Source organism: Sulfitobacter dubius, assembly GCF_900113435.1.
Taxonomy (GTDB): Bacteria; Pseudomonadota; Alphaproteobacteria; order Rhodobacterales; family Rhodobacteraceae; genus Sulfitobacter; species Sulfitobacter dubius.
In genome coordinates this window covers 75,509-97,738 of the sequence record NZ_FOPG01000003.1, presented here as the reverse complement: position 1 = coordinate 97,738, position 22,230 = coordinate 75,509, and the positions used below count along the sequence as shown (strand labels likewise).

Annotated in this window: 23 protein-coding genes and 1 pseudogene; 7 read left to right on the top strand and 17 right to left on the bottom strand. The window is 58.7% G+C overall.

The window, feature by feature from the left end:
* Positions 1-48: 48 nt before the first annotated feature.
* The 5 genes from BM229_RS12920 to BM229_RS12900 are packed head-to-tail and all read right to left on the bottom strand — an operon-like array spanning position 49 to position 4,113.
* Positions 49-1,083, bottom strand: a complete 1,035-nt coding sequence (locus BM229_RS12920; protein WP_167360252.1) for a TRAP transporter substrate-binding protein — start codon at positions 1,081-1,083, stop codon at positions 49-51.
* A 42-nt stretch (positions 1,084-1,125) separates the two neighbouring features.
* The gene (locus tag BM229_RS12915) at positions 1,126-1,524 is read right to left on the bottom strand and encodes a cupin domain-containing protein (RefSeq protein WP_208604081.1); all 399 of its coding nucleotides are present in this window, start codon (positions 1,522-1,524) and stop codon (positions 1,126-1,128) included.
* A 14-nt stretch (positions 1,525-1,538) separates the two neighbouring features.
* The gene (locus BM229_RS12910; RefSeq protein WP_093928067.1) at positions 1,539-2,828 is read right to left on the bottom strand and encodes a TRAP transporter large permease; all 1,290 of its coding nucleotides are present in this window, start codon (positions 2,826-2,828) and stop codon (positions 1,539-1,541) included.
* Entirely contained in the window at positions 2,825-3,361 is a 537-nt protein-coding gene (locus BM229_RS12905; protein WP_093928066.1) for a TRAP transporter small permease subunit, read from the bottom strand. The genes BM229_RS12910 and BM229_RS12905 overlap by 4 nt, the downstream gene beginning before the upstream one ends.
* On the bottom strand, positions 3,355-4,113 hold the full coding sequence (locus tag BM229_RS12900) for an IclR family transcriptional regulator (protein ID WP_139226283.1): 759 nt from the start codon (positions 4,111-4,113) through the stop codon (positions 3,355-3,357). The genes BM229_RS12905 and BM229_RS12900 overlap by 7 nt, the downstream gene beginning before the upstream one ends.
* A gap of 211 nt (positions 4,114-4,324) precedes the next feature.
* On the opposite strand from BM229_RS12900, the pseudogene BM229_RS12895 reads away from it, so the two are divergent.
* Positions 4,325-4,738: pseudogene (locus BM229_RS12895) on the top strand (transposase); the annotation flags it as partial.
* 159 nt (positions 4,739-4,897) lie between these two features.
* Here the strand turns inward: BM229_RS12895 and BM229_RS12890 are convergent.
* The 4 genes from BM229_RS12890 to BM229_RS12875 all read right to left on the bottom strand — a co-directional run bounded on the left by BM229_RS12890 (position 4,898) and on the right by BM229_RS12875 (position 7,577).
* Complete coding sequence (locus BM229_RS12890) at positions 4,898-5,311, bottom strand: hypothetical protein (RefSeq protein ID WP_139226282.1); 414 nt, start codon at positions 5,309-5,311, stop codon at positions 4,898-4,900.
* A 122-nt stretch (positions 5,312-5,433) separates the two neighbouring features.
* A complete protein-coding gene (gene istB, locus BM229_RS12885) occupies positions 5,434-6,165 on the bottom strand; it encodes an IS21-like element helper ATPase IstB (protein ID WP_093928063.1) in 732 nt (243 codons plus the stop codon).
* The gene (locus BM229_RS12880) at positions 6,162-6,740 is read right to left on the bottom strand and encodes a Mu transposase domain-containing protein (protein WP_420855258.1); all 579 of its coding nucleotides are present in this window, start codon (positions 6,738-6,740) and stop codon (positions 6,162-6,164) included. Before BM229_RS12880 ends, istB begins: the two co-directional genes overlap by 4 nt.
* Positions 6,741-7,265: 525 nt before the next feature.
* Entirely contained in the window at positions 7,266-7,577 is a 312-nt protein-coding gene (locus BM229_RS12875; protein ID WP_093928061.1) for an ETC complex I subunit, read from the bottom strand.
* 141 nt (positions 7,578-7,718) lie between these two features.
* On the opposite strand from BM229_RS12875, the gene BM229_RS12870 reads away from it, so the two are divergent.
* Both BM229_RS12870 and uvrB read left to right on the top strand, forming a co-directional pair.
* Positions 7,719-8,003, top strand: coding sequence for an antifreeze protein (locus tag BM229_RS12870; RefSeq protein WP_093928060.1), 285 nt, complete (start codon positions 7,719-7,721; stop codon positions 8,001-8,003).
* A gap of 87 nt (positions 8,004-8,090) precedes the next feature.
* Positions 8,091-10,295 carry an excinuclease ABC subunit UvrB gene (gene uvrB / locus BM229_RS12865; protein ID WP_093928059.1) on the top strand — a complete coding sequence of 735 codons (2,205 nt, stop codon included), beginning with the start codon at positions 8,091-8,093 and terminating at the stop codon, positions 10,293-10,295.
* Between the two features lie 59 nt (positions 10,296-10,354).
* Here uvrB and BM229_RS12860 read toward each other — a convergent pair whose 3' ends face one another.
* Together BM229_RS12860 and BM229_RS12855 are read right to left on the bottom strand one after the other, a co-directional pair.
* Positions 10,355-10,624 carry a GlsB/YeaQ/YmgE family stress response membrane protein gene (locus BM229_RS12860; RefSeq protein WP_093928058.1) on the bottom strand — a complete coding sequence of 90 codons (270 nt, stop codon included), beginning with the start codon at positions 10,622-10,624 and terminating at the stop codon, positions 10,355-10,357.
* Between the two features lie 256 nt (positions 10,625-10,880).
* On the bottom strand, positions 10,881-11,237 hold the full coding sequence (locus tag BM229_RS12855) for a PRC-barrel domain-containing protein (protein WP_093928057.1): 357 nt from the start codon (positions 11,235-11,237) through the stop codon (positions 10,881-10,883).
* A gap of 182 nt (positions 11,238-11,419) precedes the next feature.
* On the opposite strand from BM229_RS12855, the gene BM229_RS12850 reads away from it, so the two are divergent.
* Together BM229_RS12850 and BM229_RS12845 are read left to right on the top strand one after the other, a co-directional pair.
* The gene (locus BM229_RS12850; RefSeq protein WP_093928056.1) at positions 11,420-11,605 is read left to right on the top strand and encodes a PLDc N-terminal domain-containing protein; all 186 of its coding nucleotides are present in this window, start codon (positions 11,420-11,422) and stop codon (positions 11,603-11,605) included.
* Positions 11,606-11,723: 118 nt separating this feature from the next.
* A complete protein-coding gene (locus BM229_RS12845; protein WP_093928055.1) occupies positions 11,724-12,395 on the top strand; it encodes a hypothetical protein in 672 nt (223 codons plus the stop codon).
* A gap of 58 nt (positions 12,396-12,453) precedes the next feature.
* On the opposite strand, the gene BM229_RS12840 is transcribed toward BM229_RS12845, so the two are convergent.
* The 3 genes from BM229_RS12840 to BM229_RS12830 all read right to left on the bottom strand — a co-directional run bounded on the left by BM229_RS12840 (position 12,454) and on the right by BM229_RS12830 (position 16,944).
* Positions 12,454-14,742 carry a glycosyl hydrolase family 28-related protein gene (locus tag BM229_RS12840; protein ID WP_093928054.1) on the bottom strand — a complete coding sequence of 763 codons (2,289 nt, stop codon included), beginning with the start codon at positions 14,740-14,742 and terminating at the stop codon, positions 12,454-12,456.
* A gap of 147 nt (positions 14,743-14,889) precedes the next feature.
* Complete coding sequence (locus tag BM229_RS12835; protein WP_093928053.1) at positions 14,890-15,303, bottom strand: DUF4864 domain-containing protein; 414 nt, start codon at positions 15,301-15,303, stop codon at positions 14,890-14,892.
* 60 nt (positions 15,304-15,363) lie between these two features.
* Positions 15,364-16,944: a lysine--tRNA ligase gene (locus BM229_RS12830; protein ID WP_093928052.1), complete on the bottom strand. Its 1,581-nt coding sequence runs from the start codon at positions 16,942-16,944 to the stop codon at positions 15,364-15,366.
* A 122-nt stretch (positions 16,945-17,066) separates the two neighbouring features.
* Between BM229_RS12830 and BM229_RS12825 the strand changes: the two genes are divergently transcribed.
* Entirely contained in the window at positions 17,067-17,489 is a 423-nt protein-coding gene (locus tag BM229_RS12825; protein WP_093928051.1) for a tellurite resistance TerB family protein, read from the top strand.
* A 7-nt stretch (positions 17,490-17,496) separates the two neighbouring features.
* On the opposite strand, the gene dacB is transcribed toward BM229_RS12825, so the two are convergent.
* Complete coding sequence (gene dacB, locus BM229_RS12820) at positions 17,497-19,074, bottom strand: D-alanyl-D-alanine carboxypeptidase/D-alanyl-D-alanine endopeptidase (protein ID WP_244152177.1); 1,578 nt, start codon at positions 19,072-19,074, stop codon at positions 17,497-17,499.
* A gap of 100 nt (positions 19,075-19,174) precedes the next feature.
* Between dacB and BM229_RS12815 the strand changes: the two genes are divergently transcribed.
* A complete protein-coding gene (locus BM229_RS12815; RefSeq protein ID WP_093928049.1) occupies positions 19,175-20,008 on the top strand; it encodes a DMT family transporter in 834 nt (277 codons plus the stop codon).
* Here the strand turns inward: BM229_RS12815 and BM229_RS12810 are convergent.
* Entirely contained in the window at positions 20,000-20,593 is a 594-nt protein-coding gene (locus BM229_RS12810) for a nicotinate-nucleotide adenylyltransferase (RefSeq protein ID WP_093928605.1), read from the bottom strand. The genes BM229_RS12815 and BM229_RS12810 overlap by 9 nt on opposite strands.
* Positions 20,594-20,675: 82 nt before the next feature.
* The gene (locus BM229_RS12805; protein ID WP_093928048.1) at positions 20,676-22,223 is read right to left on the bottom strand and encodes an alanine/glycine:cation symporter family protein; all 1,548 of its coding nucleotides are present in this window, start codon (positions 22,221-22,223) and stop codon (positions 20,676-20,678) included.
* Between the last annotated feature and the right edge of the window lie 7 nt (positions 22,224-22,230).

Below are 22,230 nucleotides of genomic sequence, written 5' to 3'. Positions count from 1 at the left end.
TTGCGATACACGCGGCGACGAAAGTTTCCGTCGCCGCTATTGGAGGATTTACTCGTTCGCGACTTGTAGCTTTTCGACTTCGCTGCGGAAGGCCGCAAGCGCTTCGCTGCCCTTCTTGTCCCGGCTGTCGAGGTTTTTAGCCCAATCTTGGGCAACGGTTTCGAAGGATGCGTTCAGCCGCGCTGTCTCATCGTCAGAGAGACTGAAGACATTAACACTCTTAGCAGAGAGGTCGTCGGCGAACTGAACCTCTGCTTCGTCAAACGCCAAGCAAGCGCTTTCCGTCACCTCTTGCCCGACGCGGGTCAGGACTTCCTGAACATCCTGGGGAAGGTTGTCCCACTTCTTTTCCGAGATGGAATAGGTAATCCCAACGGTGCCAAAATTCGCGTTCCGCGTAGCCGACCCGACGATCTGATCGAGACCATAGGAGAAGGTAGAGGTGAAGGGCAAAAGAGCACCGTCGATTGTGCCTTTTGTCATGGCATCAAAAATCTCTGGCGGCGTCATGCGTACAGGAACGGCTTCGACCGACTGTAGCGACAATTCCATCGCGCCAGCATTCGAACGCAGCTTCATACCGTCGAATTCATCCAGCGAGCCCACACCTGCCCGTTCTGAGAAAATTGCCTGGTAAGGTGAGAGTGCGACGTTGTAGAGCACGCGAACGCCAGCAGGCTGAAACTCGAGTTCGTCGAGCATCCCACCGGGTTGCACGAGGTTGCGGAACGCCAGCGATCCTTCGCAAGAAGATGCGATTTCGCCGGGCAGCTCCACGACGCCACCCAAAGGCATCTTCTCAGATACATAGGATGGCACGATATAGCCGATGTCTGCGATCCCGGCCTGAGTAATGGAAAGGATGTCCTTTGCTTTAGCAAGCTGCTGAGCAGGATAGTGTTCGAAGGCAACGCGGTCGCCCAGTTCTTCCTGCACCCGCGCCATGAATACGTCGGTCGTATTCTTGGTAATGATGTGGTCCGCTGGCAGACTGTCGGCGATCTTCAGTGTAACCTCTTGCGCAAACGCCGGGTTGATAGCGCTCACCGCCAGCAAACAGATCGCAGTTAGGGTCGTTTTCATGATTTTACTCCTCCAGTTCATCATGTTTGGTAGAAATTGCCCTTAACACTCGACGCGAGCGCCTTCTCCGTAAGGGGGGGCGTAACAAATGAGCACACGCACCGGCGTCTCACCAATGGCGGTGAAAGTGTGCGGCATGTCGGCGGCGAAAAAGCAGCTTTCTCCTGGCCCAATCTCTTGTTTATGCGACCCGATGGTAACGTCCGCGTGGCCTGCGAGCATCCAGCAGAACTGATCAATTCCCGGATGGAAATGTGCGCTGGCGCCTTGGCCCGGCTCGATCCGTCCGATCAGAACTTCCATTTGGGTTGCGCCGGTTTCAGGAGAAACGAGACGACGATTTACAGTTCCGGAGTGTCCGCCTGGCGAATAGGGCTGCGCCATGTCTTCGGTCATGAAAAAAACGGATGGGTCCAGATCTGCAGCCTTTGGTTGCGTCATTTTCAGTGTCCTTTTTAGTTGTTGATTGTGCTGGGCAGCCACAGAACCAGCTGTGGAAACGCGATAAGCAATGCGATGATGATCAGATGGGTTACCACATGCGGCGCGACGCCACGGAAGATCTCTGATAGCGGTCTTCCGGCATAGCGGGCTACCACAAAGATGTTCATGCCTAGAGGCGGTGTGATCATGCCTACCTCAGCGGAGACGACGACGATCACGCCGAACCAGACCGGATCAAAACCCAAGGTGACGATGGCTGGCACCATGACGGGAACAGTCAGGATCAGAATGGCGAGCTGATCCATGAAACAGCCAAGAACCAAGTAGAACAGGATGATCCCGGCCATCACGACATAGGGCGAAACGTTCAGCGTGGTGATCCACGTCACGAACTGTGGGGTTATCTGCCCCAATGTCAGGACATAGCCGAAGATGTGCGCGCCGATGATGATTAGGAAAATCATACAGGTCGCGCGCACCGCACGAGACAGGGCGCCCCAAGTTCTTGCCCAGGTCAGCGAACGAAAAGCGGCAGCGATGACGAAGGCTCCGAATGCCCCGAGGCCAGCGGCCTCCGTGGGTGTTGCAACCCCAAGATAGATCGAACCTGTTACACATGCGAGTAAGGCGAGCATCGGGCCAATCTCGCGCAGGGCAAAAAGCTTTTCCCGCAGTGACCAACGCTTTGCCGCTGGGGCAATGGATGGATCGCGCGCCATGAGGGCGTAGATCGTTACGATAATACCAAAGGTCACCAGAACACCGGGGATAACGCCGCCAATCAGCAGCGACGCGATATTCACTTCGACGATAATGCCGTAGAGGACCAAGGCAATCGAGGGCGGGATGAGCATGGCCAAAGTGCCCGAGACGGCCACCACGCCAGCTGAAAATTTGGCTTCATAGCCAGCCTTTTGCATGGCGGGTATTGATGTCGACGACAGAGCCGCAGCGGCCGCAGTTGAAGATCCAGAGATTGCACCAAAGCCAGCCCCGGCAAGGGCCGTGGCAACAGCCAGACCACCGGGCAAACGGCCAACCCAGATCGTAATCGCCTTGAACATCCGATCGGCGATGCCGCTTACGATCACAAACTCGGCCATCAGAATGAACAGCGGGACGGCGATTAGCTCATAACCGTTGGTCGTGGACAGTGGAGTGGTTGCTAGAACCGACAAGGCTGAGTTGAATCCGACAATAGCGACCAGTCCCACCATGCCTGAAAAGGCAAGCGCGAGACCAACCGGAACCCCGAGGAACAGAAGAAAGAGAAGTCCGATAACGACAATCAGCGAGGTCATAATGCTTCTTCCCCGGGTTCGGTGTGTTGAGCCCTAGAAGGCTTTTCACCGGTGAGAACGACTCGGATGGCCAGAAAGAGGCGCGCCAAACAGACAAGGGCCATCGCTACCGATCCGACCGGCACTAAGATGTAACTGAGCCATGCTGGCCAGGGCACAATGCTGGCGATCCGCTCACTGTTAACAAAGCTTGTCCATGCTCTGTCCCATGACACCCAGATAAGAAGTGAGAAGATGAACAGGCCGATGGTAGCACTGACTGCATCTGTCACGGCACGTTTTCGAACTGATAGGCGCAACACGAGAAGATCGACAGCGAGGTGCTCGTCGCGCCAATACGTTGGACCGACACCAAAGAAGAAAAGAGCGGGTGTCAGGTACAGGACGACGACGTCATGTGCGAAGAACACTGGCTTGCCAATGCCGTAGCGCAAGGAGACATCCGCGACGACGAGAAGCGTCAATGCTGCGATGGCAGTAACGGCAACGGCGGTGAATGCCGTGTCTATGATGTGCATGGTTTTATTTAACATTTGATGCCTCCCGACCCGCTTATCTGGTCGCAGAGCGCCTTTATTGATCGAGTAAGCGCCTCGGCGATTGAGGCATGCCGGCCTTCCATGCGATAGTTCGGCCCGGCTACCGACAAACCAAGCTGGCGGCCTGCGACCTCCAGCATAACCCCCACGCCCGAAACCTCGGGAGTGAACTCGGTCGCGTTAAGGAACCAGCCACGCTGGCGGCCCTCAACGATCATTTGGAACAACTTGTCCGGATCGGTCACAGAATTCTCGTTGGCACCGGAGTAGTCCATCGCCTCGAGTTCAGCCATTAATGCCTTGTCATCGAGCGCGGCGAGCAACGCCTTTCCAGATGACACAGCATAGATGGGACGCCGTTCACCGGGCTCAGCCGAGTATCGCACCCCCTGATCGGAAACCATTGTATCCAGGTAGATTAGGTCGTTACCGTCGCGAGCTGCCAGCAGCACCGTTTCTCCGGTTTCGGAGCGTAGTTTGGCCATTTGGTCGCGCACGCTTGCAAGAACCGGATCGCCATCAATGATGTTCTGGCTAACGTCGAATAGCCTCCGGGTGGGATAGAACCCACCTCTTGGGCGCACCTCGAATAGGTATCCCTGTTCACGCAGCGTCTTAATTAGATTGCTGGTGCTAGAGACCGGTAGCGACAGGGCCGCCGACAGCCGCGTCAACGTTGCAGGCACTCGTTCGTCCGAGAAAAATTCGAAAAAACGCAGCACGTTTTCGACCTGCTTAACAGACATACTCTCCCCCCATTTGAGCCGTGCGTCCTTCCTCAAAGACGCAGAATTCTTCACGTATGTGAAAAAGATTTCGTATGTAAAGAATTTCGTCAAACACGGTATCTGTCAAGAACAAAGATTTAGAGGGTAGCGGCGACACAGGTAGCTCGAGAAGCCGCCGAGTTTTGCCTCAACTGGAACAACGGTGCGGGGGGGGCCGGCTGGACTACATCCGGCGCGGTATCGAGTGATTGTCACGGTCCGCCCGAAGTACGCCCGCCCCAAAGGACGCGCGGGCGTACTTCAGGCGAAAGCTCCCGCGCATCTTCTGGAGGGCAGCTGGCCCACTTAGGCGCTGCTGGCGCAGATCGCCGTGTCCAAGCATTCAGAGTACATGCCGCTGAACCATCAAGCCGTAGTCATGGCGCGGCAGGGCGTGCTAAACGACCGATCGGTCCTCGCCGACTGGATAGGCCGGACCGGTACACTGATCGCAGCGGTGGTGGATCGAATGGCGGTACTGCTAAAACAAGGCAGTACCCGGCCGTATATCGATAAGACGACGGCTCCCGCTTTGGACCCCGGACATGGCAAAACCAAGACTGGCTACCTGTGGGCGGTGCTGCGTGACGATCGCGGCTGGAACCGGGGCCAATCCAGGGGGCGGGCATCCCGCCCATCCCGCTAGGCTTCTCATTTCACATCCAGAAAAGGTCCTCGCAAGCCCTGTCAGGAATCAGATTTCCTACCCAAAATCAAGCTATGGCACCGGCTACGCCTAAGTTGATAGTTCCGTGCCATTTCTCTAGTAGAGGTCAAAAACTCCTAGGCCATCCAGAATGGCTAAAGTCTGCCGGATTGTCATGCCACCATCCAACAGCGCGCGTAAGGCCTGCACATCCTGCACACGGACCTCCCGAATATCTTCATCTGCCCCCCGTTCCGGGGAGACGAAATGTATATTTGTGACATATAAGGTTTCACCGTCGACCTCCTCAACACCCGTTGCGATGAATACGGACGAAGCAACCTGCTCTTTCCCTTGCGCCATAGCCTCAACAAAAAGATGATCGTAATAGACCTCATGATCACGGCCGCTTAGCTCCTGCCGAAAGCCCACTAAAATTTCATGTTCAGCAATAGGATGGACTTTATAAGCGGACATTTCGCTCCAGCTGTTGAAGCCATACTGCTTTGCGATTTCATCCTGCGCTGTCAATGAGCGTTCAAAACTGCCCCCTGGTTCAGCGTTTGATTTTGACCCGCCTATCGGATGGCAAAGCCCCCAGGCGGGCCGCCCTCATGTAGCGAGTCCGTCTGGGGGCTTTGCTTGCGGCATGGTTATTTTTCTGTGCGACTTTTGCTCTGTGCGAAGCGGTAGGATCTATTACCGGTCTCGATGATGGCGCAGTGGTGCGTGACGCGATCCAACAGCGCGGTTGTCATTTTGGCATCGCCGAAGACAGCGACCCATTCCCCGAACTCCACGTTGGCGGTGATGATGACGCTGGCTTTTTCGTAGAGCTTGCTGATCAGGTGGAACAGCTGTGTGCCGCCGGATTTCGGGAACGGGATATAGCCCAACTCGTCGATGATAACGCAATCCAGGGCCGACAGTTGCCGGACAACCTTCCCGGCATTGCCATCGGCCTGCTCCTTGATCAGGTCATTGATCAGATCGACCGCGTTGAAGAAGTGGGCCTTCTTGCCATTGTTGATCAAGGCGGCTCCAAGCGCGATGGCGATATGGGTTTTTCCCGTCCCGGTTCCGCCCACCACGATGAGGTTGTGTGCCTCTTCGGTGAACTGGCCCGAGCAGAACGGTTCGATCTGGGTCTGAGTGACGGCGGCCGCACCGTAATCGAAGGTGGCGAAGTCCTTGTGATGGGGGAACTTCGCGATGCGCATTTGATACTGGATGGAGCGCGCCCGCCGCTCTACAGTCTCAGCATCGACCAGTTGCTTTATCGCTGTGGTCAGACTTGGTGGCTTGCGCGCGGACAGCAAATCATGGGCGCAAGCTGCCATTCCGTGCAGCCTCAGGGCGGTGAGTTGGTCGATGAGGGCATTCATGCCGCGACCTCCCCGGCTGCACACAGCACCTCATAGCGCTTGCAATCGGCCTCGGGCCGAAGGGTCAGCTGCGGATAGGTATAGGCGTCGCTGAGTGGCGTGATGACCGGCTCCACCAACTGGTTGATCAGATTGATGATTGCGGGCAGGCGCAGCGTGCTTTGTTCCACTGCCAACTCGCAAGCCGTCTCGACCACCTCGATCCCGTGATCCTGGGCCAGCAGAAGCAGATCGACAAACTCCCGGCCCCCACCTTTGCCGACCATGTAGTGCTCCCTGATCCGATGCATGGCACCGGGCAGTTGCCAGTCCACGAAGGGTGCCCCGTTGCGCAAGGCACCTGGCTTGCGATCCAGCAGCGGCACGTAATGCCACGGCTCAAAGTAGCTGACGTTGCGGGTGAAGCGACGCTTGTGCTCGGCGATGCCATCGTGGCCCGACACCAGCACGATCCGGCCTGCATAGGCGCGCAGCGACACATGTTGCTCCGCGAACCGGGACGGCATGCTGTAGCGATTGCTGGAACCTCTGGGGACACCCCGTTCTGAAGGGCACGGAGCTTGCGCGGGCGCCACTCGAAGCGGCGCTTAAGGGCGAACTCGTTCTCGTCGGGATCAGCGAAGGAGGCATCGATGAAATTGATCTTCGTCATGGGGGCCTTTCTGGCGCGTCGCGCTATGCCCTCAGGCAGAGGATCTGCAGAAGGAAGTGCTTGGAAAGAACCCGGCAGGATTTGCCCTGAGGGATGCCGAAATCGCGACTGGCCGTCAACGGCGCCCACCAGGCCGGAGCACTGTCATGGCGCATCAGAAGCCGCAAAACCGACGGTGCCGCAAGGTGTTGAAATAAAGAGAAACCACCGGTTTCATGGCAGCCGTCATCATTTGGTCTGTGCCGGAATGGTCAAATTACCCCGGAATGGCCAATTTATCGTGGGTCAAACAGTTGGGTCGCCCTGAGGAAGCCGGCTTCGGGAATTTCGGCAGCGATCTGACGAGCGTCAAAACGTTGCGCGCCGCGCTCACCAACGTCCAAATCCGGGGCTCTGCGAAATCCTTAACCCGATTCCGAGACAACTTTGCCCCGATTTACAAAAGCCTTCAGTGCGTCCAAGCCCCACGACGTCCGGTCGCGAAATTCTCACCGTAGCCGCCCGCGCGGATGTTAGGTTTGCGCTTGTTCGGCAGTTGCACCTGCGCATCGATACCGTGATCGCGGGCGTATTCTTCGGCAACTTCGCGGGTGTCGAACTGCAAGCGCACTTGGCTTTGCGTGTCATCCGACGATGTCCACCCCATCAAAGGATCAACGCTGCGTGCTTCCGCTGGCGAAAACTCGAGCAGCCAGACACGGGTCTTGGCCGTGCCGGAGGACATCGCTGTACGGGCGGGTTGGTAGATACGTGCACGCATTTCGGGACTCTCGCTTCAGGAACCACGCGCTTTATCTAATATTCCACGCAAAGGAGCAAGGGAATGCAAGACAATGCAAATAGACCCTACCATGCTGCAGTGCAGAGACTACATGAGTAGAACCCCATTGGAGCCTTCCACATGAACCCCTTCGCCATTTTTGCCATGCAGAGCCAGCTTGCCTCGCTGGCCTTTGAAACCCAGATCGTCATGTCATTGCGCATTCTGGCCATGGCCGGTGCCCTTCCCGCACGCCCCGGCGAGAATAACCGCATGGTCGCCGAAAAAGGCCCGGCCATGGTCAAAGCCTTCAGCGCCGGAACGCAGGCGATGATGCTGGGCAAAAGCCCCGATCAGGTCATGAACGCCTCGCTCGCGCCCCTTGCCCGCAAGGTGCGACAGAATCGTAAACGATTGATGAAGTAGCGGCAAAAGCGCCCTTCGCGGCCCCCTGCCCCTTGAACCCCGCGTGAAAGAGGGCACCTATGGGAAGCTTGACGAAGGATACCCGCGATGCCCTATGCCCATTCCGACAAATCCGAGGGGATGCCGATGCTGGCAAACCCCGCGCCAGACGTGCGCAGCCGCCCCAAGCTGGAGGGCGGCCATAAGTTCAAGCTGGTGACCGAGTTCGCTCCGGCGGGCGACCAGCCCACCGCAATCAAAGAATTGACCGAAGGGGTGAACTCGGGCGAGCGCGATCAGGTGCTTCTAGGCGCGACCGGCACGGGCAAGACTTTCACCATGGCCAAGGTGATCGAGGAAACGCAACGCCCGGCGATCATCCTTGCGCCGAACAAGACGCTGGCGGCGCAGCTTTACGGCGAATTTAAGGGCTTCTTCCCCGACAACGCGGTGGAATATTTCGTCTCATACTATGACTACTACCAGCCCGAAGCCTATGTCGCGCGGTCCGATACCTTCATCGAGAAGGAATCCCAGATCAACGAACAGATCGACCGGATGCGCCACTCCGCCACCCGCGCGCTTTTGGAGCGTGACGACGTGATTATTGTCGCCTCGGTGTCGTGCATTTATGGTATCGGTAGCGTCGAAACCTACGGCGCGATGACCCAAGATCTGAAAGCCGGTGAAAGCTACGACCAGCGCAAAGTCATCGCCGATCTGGTGGCGCAGCAGTACAAACGCAATGACGCGGCCTTCCAACGTGGTTCATTCCGGGTACGCGGCGACAGTCTCGAAATCTTCCCGGCCCACCTTGATGACCGCGCATGGCGGCTGTCCTTCTTTGGTGAAGAGTTGGAGAGCATCACCGAGTTCGACCCTCTGACGGGCGAAAAGACCGACACTTTCGACCAAATCCGCGTCTATGCGAACAGCCACTATGTGACGCCGAAGCCAACGATGTCTCAGGCGATCATCGGGATCAAGAAAGAGCTGCGCACGCGGTTGGATCAACTGGTCGCCGACGGCAAACTGCTTGAGGCGCAGCGGCTTGAGCAACGGACGAACTTCGACCTCGAGATGCTGGAGGCCACCGGCGTCTGCAACGGGATCGAAAACTACTCGCGCTACCTCACAGGCCGCGCGCCCGGGGAGCCGCCCCCCACCCTGTTCGAATTCATCCCTGACAACGCCATCGTTTTTGCGGATGAATCCCACGTTTCGGTCCCGCAGATCGGCGGCATGTACAAGGGCGACTATCGGCGCAAATTCACGCTCGCCGAACACGGCTTCCGTCTGCCGTCCTGCATGGACAACCGCCCGCTGAAGTTCGAGGAATGGGACGCGATGCGCCCGCAGTCGGTCTTTGTCTCGGCCACGCCCGCCGCGTGGGAGATCGAGCAAACCGGAGGCGTATTCACCGAACAAATCATTCGCCCGACAGGTCTGATCGACCCGCAAATTGAGATCCGCCCAGTTGAAATGCAGGTCGACGATCTGCTTGATGAGGTGCGCAAAGTCGCCGCCGATGGCTACCGGACCCTGTGTACCGTGCTAACCAAGCGGATGGCCGAAGACCTGACCGAATATATGCACGAACAGGGCATCCGCGTGCGCTACATGCACAGTGACATCGACACGATCGAGCGGATCGAAATTCTGCGCGACTTGCGTTTGGGCGCCTTTGACGTGCTGATCGGGATCAACCTATTGCGGGAGGGGCTGGACATCCCCGAATGTGGGCTGGTGGCCATTCTGGACGCGGACAAGGAGGGCTTCCTGCGCTCTGAAACCTCGCTCATTCAGACCATTGGCCGGGCCGCGCGAAACGCCGAAGGCCGCGTAATCATGTATGCCGACCGCATCACCGGCAGTATGGAACGGGCGATGGGCGAAACCGACCGCCGCCGCGCCAAGCAGCTGGCCTATAACGAAGAACACGGCATCACGCCCGCCACGGTCAAAAAGAACGTCGATGACATTCTGGCCGGCCTTTACAAAGGTGATGTCGATATGAACCGGGTCACTGCCAAGGTCGACAACCCCCTAGCGGGCGGCAACCTTCAAACTGTGCTTGATGGGCTGAGGGTCGACATGCGCAAAGCTGCCGAGAACCTTGAGTTCGAAGAAGCCGCAAGGCTGCGCGATGAGGTCAAGCGGCTGGAGGCAGTCGATCTGGCTGTGGCCGACGATCCGATGGCCCGTCAACAAGCGGTGGACCGCGCTGTCGATGCCGCTCAAAAAGCGTCGGGGCGCAGCACCTCTGGCCGAGGCGGCATGCGTGGCGGCAACGTGAAACGGCGCAAACGCTAAACGCAACGAGCCGCCCTTTTGGGGTGGCCCGCGCATCTCACTCGAAAAACTATGCTCTGCTATCGCCGAAGCGCTGCGACAAGCGCCAGTACCAGCGCTGCACCAACTGCCGCAACAACCAGCAGCAACAGCAAGCCCCCTGCCGCCACGACCGTCACGCCGAGTGCTGCAAGGATGAAAGGCAGCGCCACCGCGCCAATCACCCCCAGAATAAGGTACAACAGACGGTTCCGGCCTGCGACAGCCCCGGCAATCGCCCCGGCGGCAAGCCCCACAACTACAAGCGCGATCAGCGCCACCGCGCCAAGCGTATCAAGAAAGGCTTCCATCAACGGGTCTCCTATAAATTTGGGCGAATGGCCCGATTAAATCAGCGGTATGAATGGCACGCCGCACCCTGCAAGGGTGAGCATCATACCCATAACGATCAAACAGCGCATCGGCGGCCCCTTTTAATAAACGCGGCTAACAGTCAGCCTTCGTCATGAGACCCGATCTGCGCTTCAAAAACAATGGGCTGCGCGATGAACCGCGCAGCAAAAAGGGAGGCGCCGCGGCCTCCCTCCAGATGCCTAGTGTGAGCGGTCAAAGCCAGTAATAAGGCACCCCGTAGTGATCAAAGGTACGTTCTTGCCATGAACGGTCGCTGTACCAACTGTCGGTACGCTCTGGTGCGCCTTTGACTGTCGTCTCGTCAATGTTTGTCATGAAACCATCGCGGGCTGGGTCATAGTCCAGCGCGTTCCATGGCACGGGATAGTGTTCTTCGCCTATGCCCAGAAAGCCGCCGAAACCCATAACGGCGTAAGCGACTTTGCCGGATTTCTTATCGATCATCAGATGGTCGATATGGCCGATTTCGGTCCCATCCGCGCTGAAAATGGCGGTGCCGTTCACATTGTCCGAAGAAACCAGCGATGCGGGTGCTGTGGTGTCAGTCATGGCCTGTTCCTTTCTTGGTTGATGTAGAAACAAAACCCAAGGCAGGCACCGCCGGTTCCCGCATAGCGGGCAAGCTGGCGGGTTCTGGCTCATTCAGTCAAAGACAGGCCCCCGGAACCAAAGAGGCCGTAGCTGGGTTGAGCATTCAATAGGAAATACACGCTTTCAAGAGGAGACACAGAATGGAATATGGACTTTTAGGGCTTATCGTCCTCATCGCCGACATCTACGCCATCTATCAGGTCATCACCTCAAGCGCCTCGGGCGCGGCCAAGATTGCTTGGGTATTGGGGATCATCATCCTGCCAGTGCTGGGCTTCATCGTCTGGCTGATTGCAGGCCCACGCGGCAACAAAGCCCACGTGTGATACAACCTACATAGACGACTTAGAAACCCGGTGCCCTTGGCTCCGGGTTTTTACGTTCGGCCACCCGCAGAAACGATTTATTAACCGCTATTAACCAAGATCGCTGCAGGAGCCTGCTATGCGATCTGCCCTTTGCCTTACTCTTGTGGCCTACCAGTTCAGCGCCGCAGTCGCCCACGCTGGGCCGTGGCTGCGCGAAGAAGGGACAAGCTTCCTCTCCACGTCATTCTCGGCAACTTACTTTTACGATCTCACCCAAAGCACCTACATCGAATACGGACTGCGCGAGAACCTGACCCTTGGCTTTGACCTCAATACAGGCCAAAGCCGTTTCGGACTGCAAAACGGCAGCGCCACCGTTTTCCTGCGTTTCCCTTTGGGAGAGCCGACCGAGCGGGGCCGCTGGGCCTACGATCTTGGTGCAGGGGCAAGCTGGACAGATGTGCTCATCTCGCCGCATCTCCGTGCCGGGCTGTCATGGGGCCGTGGCTTTACGTTCGGCGAACGCAATGGCTGGCTGACCGTCGATGCCTCCGCAAAATGGGAGTTTGGATTCTCGCAAGAGGTCATCAAACTCGACACCACCGCGGGGTTCGATTTCACCGAAGTCGTCACTGGTATGACGCAGGTTTTCGTTACCTACACCGGGGGCGAAACCTATGCCAAATTCGCCCCCTCCATTGTTCTATCGCCAAGCTTTAGCAAATTCCGCGTCCAACTGGGCAGCGAAGTGCCCTTTGATGCGCCTGAAAACTCGGCCCTTACCGTCAGCCTTTGGCGCGGATTCTAACGCAAATGGCCCCACCATTTTCGGCAGGGCCATTTAACGTATCGCCCCGAACCGGGGGTTAACGGTTGTCCATTCGCACCATCACCGAGACTTTGCCCCGCACTGCCGACGGCCAGACCACATGGATCTGATCCCGGTCAGGCCCTTCGGCATGGGTGACATAAGGCATATCGAACTGTGCCACATTGTTACCGTTGCGGATCGCACCATGGGCCACCACCGCATCGGTATTCAGGGCCTGCCCACCAAAAGGCAGATGACCAGAGGTATCAATCACCCATGTATTTGACGGTGTGGTTTGGGTAAATTCGATCTCGGCCATATTCTCGACCTGCGCCGAGACGGCGTGAAAGGAATTGCCCTTCATCACCACATTCTTACAACGCGAGAGATCAAGATCGGCAAATGTCGTATCCACACGCTCGACCCGGTCAATACCGCCAATCAAGCTTCGGAACCGATTGCCCGAGATGTTCACCCCGCTCAGGAAATGCCCTGCCCCATGCGGCTTGACCACAATATAGCTGAACCACGGCGCGACCGCGCCCGACAGGAAGATATTGTCGCTGATACAAAGCGCGCTGAACGAATAGCCAGTGGTGAAGGCCGGGGTCGGGTCTTGCTCGTTCGTCCATTCGATAAAGCAATTGTCGACGTAATTCCCCGTCACCACCGCACTTGTATGGGCCGAGGCAAGGATCAACCCCGCCGAACGCACACCACTCTCAACCGAGTCGCCTTGGAAGAAGTGGTTGCCCGTTACGATGCTATTGCCCCCTGCCAACAACGCGAAATGGCGGAACTTCGTCGCGCGGCAATCGCGTAGCTTTACATCGTTGGCGTTGGTGTTCAGCGCGATGCTACTGCGGTTCGGCACGGTCAGCGCATCTTCAGCGGAAAGGAACTGACAGCGGTCAATCAACATGCCCTGACAACCCACCCCGGTCGAGGTAACACCCCGGTCTTTGGGCCGGCTGATGAAGCAATCGCGCAGATGAAAGATCAGCCCCGAGGGAGCAAGATTAACCGCGCTGCAGCGGTTGTTGCACTGGAATTCGACATCCGCCATCACGAATTTCGACAGCGATGCAAAGCCACTAAAATCCACCATGTATTGAAATTTGCGAAAGGTAAAATTTTGGGTGCCCGCTGCGTCGTATAGCGGCGCATTCAGGGTGACCTCCTGCGTCGCGATATTCTTGGATCGCACATAAATCTCACGCCCCACGCCGGTGCCTTCGACCAGCGCGCCCACGGGCACATTGGCGATGTTGGTCACATTGGTCAGCTTGCGACTATGCGAGGTTGAGTAGCTCGCCTGCGAGGTCACCACCACCGTGTCCCAATTGCTGCTCGATGCCGCCTCAAGCTGGCCGTTGCGGATCACCCGGCGCGTGGCATAGCTCGTCTTGTCAGGCACCGCCGCCTGCATATCCAGTGGTCCGGTCACATTCACCTTGCGCCCACCCATATCGAGCGAATCGTGGTCCGCGTTGTTCAGCAGCGCCTGAAACGCCTTGAGGAACGCGACCTCTTCGTTCTCAAATGCCTCAATATAGCTGGGCAGGTCAAAGTTGCGGCGTAGCAGCAGGATCGCCGCCACGGGCATGGTAACATGGCCCTCAAACTTTACCGGCGTGTCGAAAGTGACATCGCCGTTCAGCAGATAATTCCCCGTAGGCACCAGAACCGTACGCCCATCGGCAGCGACATTGGCAGCTTCAAAAGCGGCGGTGTCGTCGGTCACCCCATTACCCACCGCACCAAAGTCGCGCACATCAACCTGCGCCAACATGTCCCGTAGAAAAACAGAGGTTACATCTTCGATCTCGATATCGTCGATCCGCACCACGCCGCCCGTCGGCCCGATCAGGTCCAGCCCGAAATGGCCATAGGTCGCCCGCGTGCCCCAAACCATATCGACCCCGCCACGGTCGCCACTGCCGATGATCGCGCTGACCTCAACCACCTCACCGTAGCTGGTAAGCGTGGTGGCCGGTCCGAACTCCGGCACGCCGCCTACTTTGCCCCCGCCTGATTGCGCCGGATAGCCTGCAATGCGCACCGATGGTAGGTTGCCGCTCACGGCCTTGACCCGCGCCGTCACGCGCAGATAGCAGCCCGGTAGAAGCGTGGTCTGGCCCATGTACCGCAGCCGCTGCGTGGCCTGTGTCTTGAGCAATTCCAGCGCCCCACCAAAATCCTGATCTGCCGGGACAAAGGCCGCGTTTGAGGCATTCTCATAGGTGTCTGACCCTGGCGTGCCATCGCCGCTCGACCAGACATCCAGACCCGCCGCAAAGGGTGTCGGCATCAGCACCAAACCGTCGGTAATCGCCTTGTTCATCGCATTTCCTTTCCCCGGCCCGCACCTCTCACCAAGGCGCGCCGCTCAACTGCTCTGGCTCGGACAGGCCGAACCGCGAGGTCAGGGAAGTATCAACGATGTGTTAATCGTGACTGTGTTCACCGCGCGTATGGGCCGCAACAGACCTCACACATTCGCGCCCGGCGCATCGAGGATTTGCACCGCGCCAATGCGCCAGCCTTCCTCGGTCTGCTCCATCAAATAACCCAGCAGATGCGTGAAGCCCTTGGGGTCAACGACCTGCACCACTTGGACAAACCGTGTGCCATCCGCACGGTGATCCAGAAACCGCACCTCAGCAGGGTTCTGCACCATTGGATAGCCATTGCTGACCATACTGCGAAAGTTCTCGGGGGTCTGGAAATAGCGCTGCAAGTTCGGCGTGGCGAACTCCAAAGCCGCGGCGAAATCATCCGCGCGAAAGGCGTCGAACTGGCTGTTGATCGTCTCTTCGATCTCGGCCTGCTGCGCCATAGCGCCAAAGCTCAGGAGGGCCGACAGCGCCAGCCCTCCGAAAAATGTAAATACCGCGTTGCGCATCGCCTTTCCCCCTTACCCTTGCTGAATGATCTAAGTCACGCAGGGCAAGAGGCAAAAGTTTCACGCGGTGGTCAGCTTGCCCGCCAGCGCGTCGTCGATCAGCGCCACGGTCTCATCCACACCATAAAGCGCGATGAACCCGCCAAAGCGTGGCCCTTGACTGGCGCCCAGCAACACTTCGTAAAGCGCGGTGAACCAGTCGCGCAGCGGGTCGAAACGCTCTTTGCCCACGGCAAAAACCATGCTCTGCAACGCTTCGGCATCCAGCCCGCTGTCCCAGACTTTGAGCCGCTCGCGCAGGTCTTCCAACGCTTCGCGTTCCAACTCCGTAGGCGCGCGGAACACCTTCTGCGGCTTCACGAAGTCGTTGAAATAGCGCACCGCATGGCCCGCCGCCTGATCCATGCCAGGGTTGTTTTCCGGTGTGGCGTCAGGCGCATAGCGCTGGATGAAACCCCAAAGCTGCGACTTGTCCTCGGCGCTCGATACGCTTGCAAGGTTCAGCAGCATGGAGAAGGGCACCACCATGTCCGACTTCGGCACATCGCCCCCGTGGATGTGCCAGACCGGGTTGTTCAGCCGCGCCTTCACATCCTGCGTCTCATAGGCCCGAAGCTGCTGGTGGTATTCATCAACCGCCTTGGGGATCACGTCAAAATGCATGCGCTTGGCCGTCTTGGGCTTTTGGAACATGAAATACGACAAGCTCTCAGTGCTAGCATAGGTCAGCCACTGGTCGATCGAAATGCCGTTGCCCGAGGACTTGGAAATCTTCTGACCGTTCTCATCAAGGAACAGCTCATAGCTGAAATGCTCGGGCTTCTTACCACCGAGGATCTCGCAGATCCGATCATAGATCGCCGTGTTGGTCGCATGTTCCTTGCCGTACATCTCAAAGTCGACATCCAGCGCAGCCCAACGCGCGCCAAAGTCAGGCTTCCATTGCAGCTTCACGTTGCCCCCGGTGACCGGCAAGGTCATCTCGGTGCCGTCCTCGTCGTCGAAGGTGATCGTGCCATCCTTGGCGTTGACCTCCTTCATCGGCACATACATCACGCGGCCCGTTTCGGGGTGGATCGGCAGGAAAATCGAATAGGTCTGCGCGCGCTCCTCGCGTAGCGACTTCAGCATCACCGCCATGATCTCGTCGTACTTCTCGCAGGCGCGCAGCAGCACCTCGTCGAACTGGCCCGAGCGGTAGAATTCGCGCGCGGAATAGAACTCGTACTCGAAGCCGAAAGTGTCGAGGAACCGGCGCAGCATCGCGTTGTTGTGGTGGCCAAAGCTCTCATGCGTGCCGAACGGGTCCGGCACCACGGTCAGCGGCTTGTGCATATGCTCAGCCAGCATTTCTTGCTGTGGCACGTTGCCCGGCACCTTGCGCATGCCGTCCAGATCGTCCGAGAAACACACCAGCTTGGTCGGAATATCGCTGATCTCTTCGAAGGCGCGCTTGATCATCGTGGTGCGCAGCACCTCCCCAAAGGTGCCGATATGCGGCAAGCCAGAGGGGCCATAGCCCGTCTCGAACAGCACATAGCCCTTCTCCGGCGGTTTCTTGGCGTACCGTTTGAGCACCCGGCGCGCTTCTTCAAAGGGCCATGCTTTGCTGCTAAGTGCCGCGTCTCGGGTCTCGGACATGTCGGATCATCCATCTTTTGGCGCCCCTGCGCCCAATGCGCACGGGGTCGCCCGTTCCTATTGCTTCGCACCCTGAGGGTCAATATTCTGCGCTGCAACATACCTGTTCAAAGGATTTCCCGATGCCCGACACATCTTCCCTCTCGCTCAGCGCCCAAGACTGCCTTGTCGCGCTGATGATCGCGGTCTCGGCCTCGGACGAAGACATTCGCACCGCCGAACTGGTTAAAATTGAATCCGCACTGAACCTGCTGCCGGTATTTTCCGGCTATGACAATGACCGCGTGGCGACGATCAGCAAAACGGTGTTTGACCTCTTTGAGCAGGAAGACGGGTTGGATGCCCTCTTTGGCCTTATCCGCGAAGCCCTGCCCGAACGCCTGCATGAAACAGCCTATGCGCTGGCCTGTGACGTGGCCGCCGCCGATGGTACGCTGGACGAGGCTGAACTGCGTCTCCTCGAAGAAATCCGCTATGAGCTCAACATCGACCGGCTCCACGCCGCCGCGATCGAGCGCGGCGCGCGGGCGCGGCATCTGACCTAAGCAGACTTCAGGATTCCTCCAGAACGGCTTCAGGCTCCGGTGCTTCCTCAGATGTAACCTCAGGCGCCGGGGCCGTTTCTGCCTCTGGCTTAACCGCCGCGTTATAAAGCAGCCCCCAACGCTCAAGCAGACCACGCTGCACACGTTTGGCCCGCCCATTCCATGTCCGCGCCCCCGGCGGGCGCTCACGCTCAGCACGTGTGATTTTCGCCCGCTCATCGGTGTTCGCCGTCAGGATTGCAAAGGCCAACACACGATCTTCGGGCGTGGTCAGGAACCCGGCCAGCGCCGAGACAAAGTTCAAAGTGCCCGTCTTGGCGTCAATCTCAATGGGATTATCGCGCTCCGGTCGGCCACTATCATCGCGCAGATACACAGGTTTCAGCAGGGGCCGCAGCCCCGTACCATGAATACGCGCCAACCCTCCGGCCATGTCATGCACGGTCATCTTGCTGTCGTCGCCAAGACCCGAATGGTCGATCATCGCCGGGTTTTCCATGCCCAGCTCCTCAATCGCCCATTTGTTCATCTCGGCGGCAGAGGCACGCAGGCTTGGCACCGTTCCCAGCCGTTTGGCGCTGGCGGCCAGACCAACCATCTCAGCCGTAAGGTTGGTGGAATATTCCAGCATGTCCTTTAGGATCGGCCGCAACTCGGCGCTGCGATGGGTAACGAGGGTCTCCCCCTCGGGCAGTGTTTCGGCCAATTCCGCATCGCCCAAGTTGATACCGTGGCTCCGGGCGATGGTGGTGAAAATGTCCCCTGCATAGACACTGGGCCGCCGGATCGGCAACCAACGCGCACCGCCGGTGCCCAAGGCAGACTTCGCCACGGTCCAGACATCTCGGTCGGGGCGGTTTTCGTAGGTATAGACTGGGCCACTGCGGTCCACGACTTCCATCGTGGCCGCACGTACTGCCGGCGCATAACGCGCCGCGCGGCCCTCCATTGTCACGTCATAGCCGCTACCGCTGCGTTTCCATTCGAAATGCACCCGGTTGTAGTTCAGGGCAATGCCCGAGACGCCAGGGTTATATCCCACATGATCGGGCTGTTCGGGGTCGATCGCAAAGGTCGAGGGCAAAGATCCTTCATAGACCTTGAATTTGCCCTTCACCCCGATGATGCCCGCCTCTTTCAACTCCTCGGCCATCTGGCCAAGGTTGTCACTGTCGAGCGTCGGGTCGCCCCCGCCGACAAGGATCAGATCGCCCTGCACTTCCCCATCGACCACGCCACCTGTTGCCAGCAACCGCGTTTCAAAAACATGATCCGGCCCAAGTTGATCCAGGGCATAAAGCGCGGTGATCGCTTTGATACTGCTGGCGGGCGGGATGCCATCGGTGGCATTTGATGCTTCCAGCCAGATACCGCTGTCGACGTCGATCACGGCAAAGGCGACCGTGCCTGTGATCCCGCTGTCGGCGATGATCTCTGACACATTTGGAATGGCCTGTTTGTACAGATCGGCATCGCGCCCGACGGGGCGCAATGATGTGGTCGGTGGCTCGGCCCAAGCGGAAGCTGCGGCCATCGCGGCAGCAGCCGTTCCAAGGAAAATGCGTCGTGTAAATCTCTGGCTCATGGGCTTGATATAAACCCCATGCGGCGTTCGGCCACAACCTGTCTGACGCCTGCCCCCCTTTCGCGGTTGCACAAAACCGCCGACCTGCTAACCCCGCATCATGCAACGCGCCATTCCGCTCATGTTTATCGCCATGTCACTGATCCCCGCAGGGGACAGCGCGGGCAAGATTCTGACCTCGGGAATGGGGGTGGCACCGGTATTCGTTGCGTGGTCGCGGTTTGCCATTGGCGCGCTGATGGTGCTGCCGTTCCTGCCGCGCGGCACTTGGGGGCTGATGCGCGACTGGCGGTTGTGGCTACGGGCGGCAACGCTGGCGGCGGGGATCACTTGCATTCAAACCGCTCTACAAACCGAAGCTATCGCCAATGTCTTTGCCGCCTTCTTTATCGGGCCGATGGTTAGCTACCTATTGGCCGCACTTTTCTTGCGCGAACGCATCACCCTGCTACGCAGTGCGCTAATCTTACTCGGGTTTTTCGGTGTGCTGCTGGTCGTACGCCCCGGCATGGGGGGTGGCACGGGCGGGCCGGGGCTGCTCTTCGCTGTGGCGGCGGGGCTGTTCTACGGCGTCTTTCTCACCATGTCGCGCTGGCTGTCTGACCTCGCCCCGCCGCTCGCGCTGACCTTTACCCAACTGGCGATGAGCGCGGTGATGCTGCTGCCCTTGGGCGTGATGAACCTGCCCCAAGCCACCCTGCCTGTGGCCGGTCTGGCAACGGCCAGCGCGCTGTTCTCCATGCTGGGCAATCTGCTGCTGCTCTACGCCTATCGCCGCGCGCCTGCGACGCGGCTGGCACCTTTGGTCTATTTCCAACTGATCGCGGCGGTACTGCTGGGTCTGTTCCTGTTCAGCACCCTGCCCGATGCGCTGACATGGGCGGGGCTTGCGGTGATCATCACCGCAGGCATCACCTCTGCCCGGCTACGCTGAGCGCCAGCCCCCGGCGGCCCGCAGCGCGGTTGACGACACCTCGACCATCGGCACATTCACAAAACACCACGCGGGCGCTGTGGCATAGGACAGCAGTTGACTGTTCCGCCCCGCGATCCGGTAGGGCGCATACAGCGCCGCCGCCCGGCTCATCCGGGCTGAAATACGTTGCCCGGGTCGGGCCAGCACGCCGACCGGCACTGTCTCCATGATCTGCCGCCAGTCTTGCCACAAATGAAACTGCGCAAGGTTATCGGCCCCCATCAGCCAGACGAACCGCACGCCGGGATAGCGCCGCCGTAGGGCCTCAAGCGTCTGCGCCGTGTAACGGGTGCCAAGCTGCGCCTCAATGTCCGTGATTTCGACCCTCGGGTGATCCATCACTGCCCGCGCCCGCGCCTTGCGCTGCGCCATCGGCGCTGGCCCGTGTTCTTTCAGCGGGTTGCCGGGGCTGAGCAGCCACCAGACGCGATCCAGCCCGAACCGCTTCAACGCCTCGCGCGTGATATGCGCATGCCCCTCATGTGCCGGGTCAAACGACCCGCCCAACAGGCCCACGACCTGCCCTTTGGTGGCGAATGGCATGGTATTGCGCAAGAAAATGGCCCCCGATCCGAAATCAGGGGCCAAAGGAGGGGCATTGCAGCCCATTGTCAATGCGAAGCGCTTACTTGTGTTTCACGATCTCGCCCGAGCGCAGCCGCGCGACATAGCTGTTCAGCTCGCGCTTCACGATCGGCATCAGGAAGTAGAGCGCGATGATGTTCACGATCGCCATGGAGAAGAGCATCGCATCGGAGAAGTCGATCACCGGCCCAAGGCTCGCCGCTGCACCGATCACGATGAAGACGCAGAAGATTACCTTAAAGGTCAGTTCCTTTGCTGGCCCCTCGCCGAAGAGATAGGTCCAAGCCTTGAGGCCATAGTAGGACCAGCTGATCATCGTCGAGAAGGCAAAGAGCACCACCGCGATCATCAACAAGATCGGGAACCACGAGAACGCCCGCGCATAGGCCGCCGAAGTCAGCGCCACGCCGCTCACGTCACCTTCTGTCGCGATCCGGCCCGCTTCTTCGTTCCAGATATAAAGCCCGGTTGCAGGGTCTTGGTTCAACACGCCGCTGATAACGATCACCAAGGCGGTCATCGTGCAGATCACCACCGTATCGATGAACGGCTCCAGCAGCGCCACATAGCCTTCAGTCACCGGCTCTTTGGTACGCACCGCCGAGTGGGCAATGGCAGCCGAGCCGATGCCCGCTTCGTTTGAGAACGCCGCACGGCGGAAGCCTTGGATCAACGCGCCGGTAAAGCCGCCGACAACGCCCAGACCGGTGAAGGCGCCCATGAAAATCTGACCAAAGGCCCAACCGATCATATCCCAGTTGATGATCAGGATCAGGATCGACACCAGCACATAGAAGACGCCCATGAAGGGCACGATCTTTTCCGTCACCCGCGCGATGGATTTCAGACCACCCGCGATCACGGCAAAGGTGACACCGGCAAGGATGACGCCCGTGATCCAACCCGGATAGTCACCCAAAACGCCCGCAAGCTGCGCATGAGCTTGGTTGGCTTGGAACATATTGCCCCCGCCGAGCGCGCCGAGGATGGTAAAGATCGAGAACAGCACCGCCATGAAGCCACCCAGCGGCAGGCCGCGCTCGGAAAAGCCTTTGACGATGTAATACATCGGCCCGCCTGAAACATGGCCGTCGGGAAACTCATTACGGTATTTCACGCCCAACGTACATTCGGTGAACTTGGTCGCCATGCCGAAGAGACCGGCAACCACCATCCAGAATGTCGCACCCGGCCCACCGATGCTGACCGCCACCGCGACGCCCGCGATATTGCCCAGACCCACGGTGCCCGACAGCGCCGTCGCCAGCGCCTGAAAGTGGCTTACCTCGCCCGCATCGTCGGGGTCGGAATAATCGCCCCGCACCAGCTGGATCGAATGCCAAAACCCCTTGAGCTGGATGGCCCCGAAATAAACGGTGAAAACCACCGCCCCCACAACCAACCACAGCGCGATCCAAGAGAAATTCGTGCCCGGCAGCGGGGCGAAAATGAAGGAAACATACCAACCGGTGTAATCGGCAAAAATCTGGTTAATACGTTCGTCGACGCCGACAGCCTCTTGCGCAGCGGCAAGGCTCGGCAGCAATGACGCGAAAACGGCCATCACGTAGGTAAACAGCTTGTTCATGGCTTAT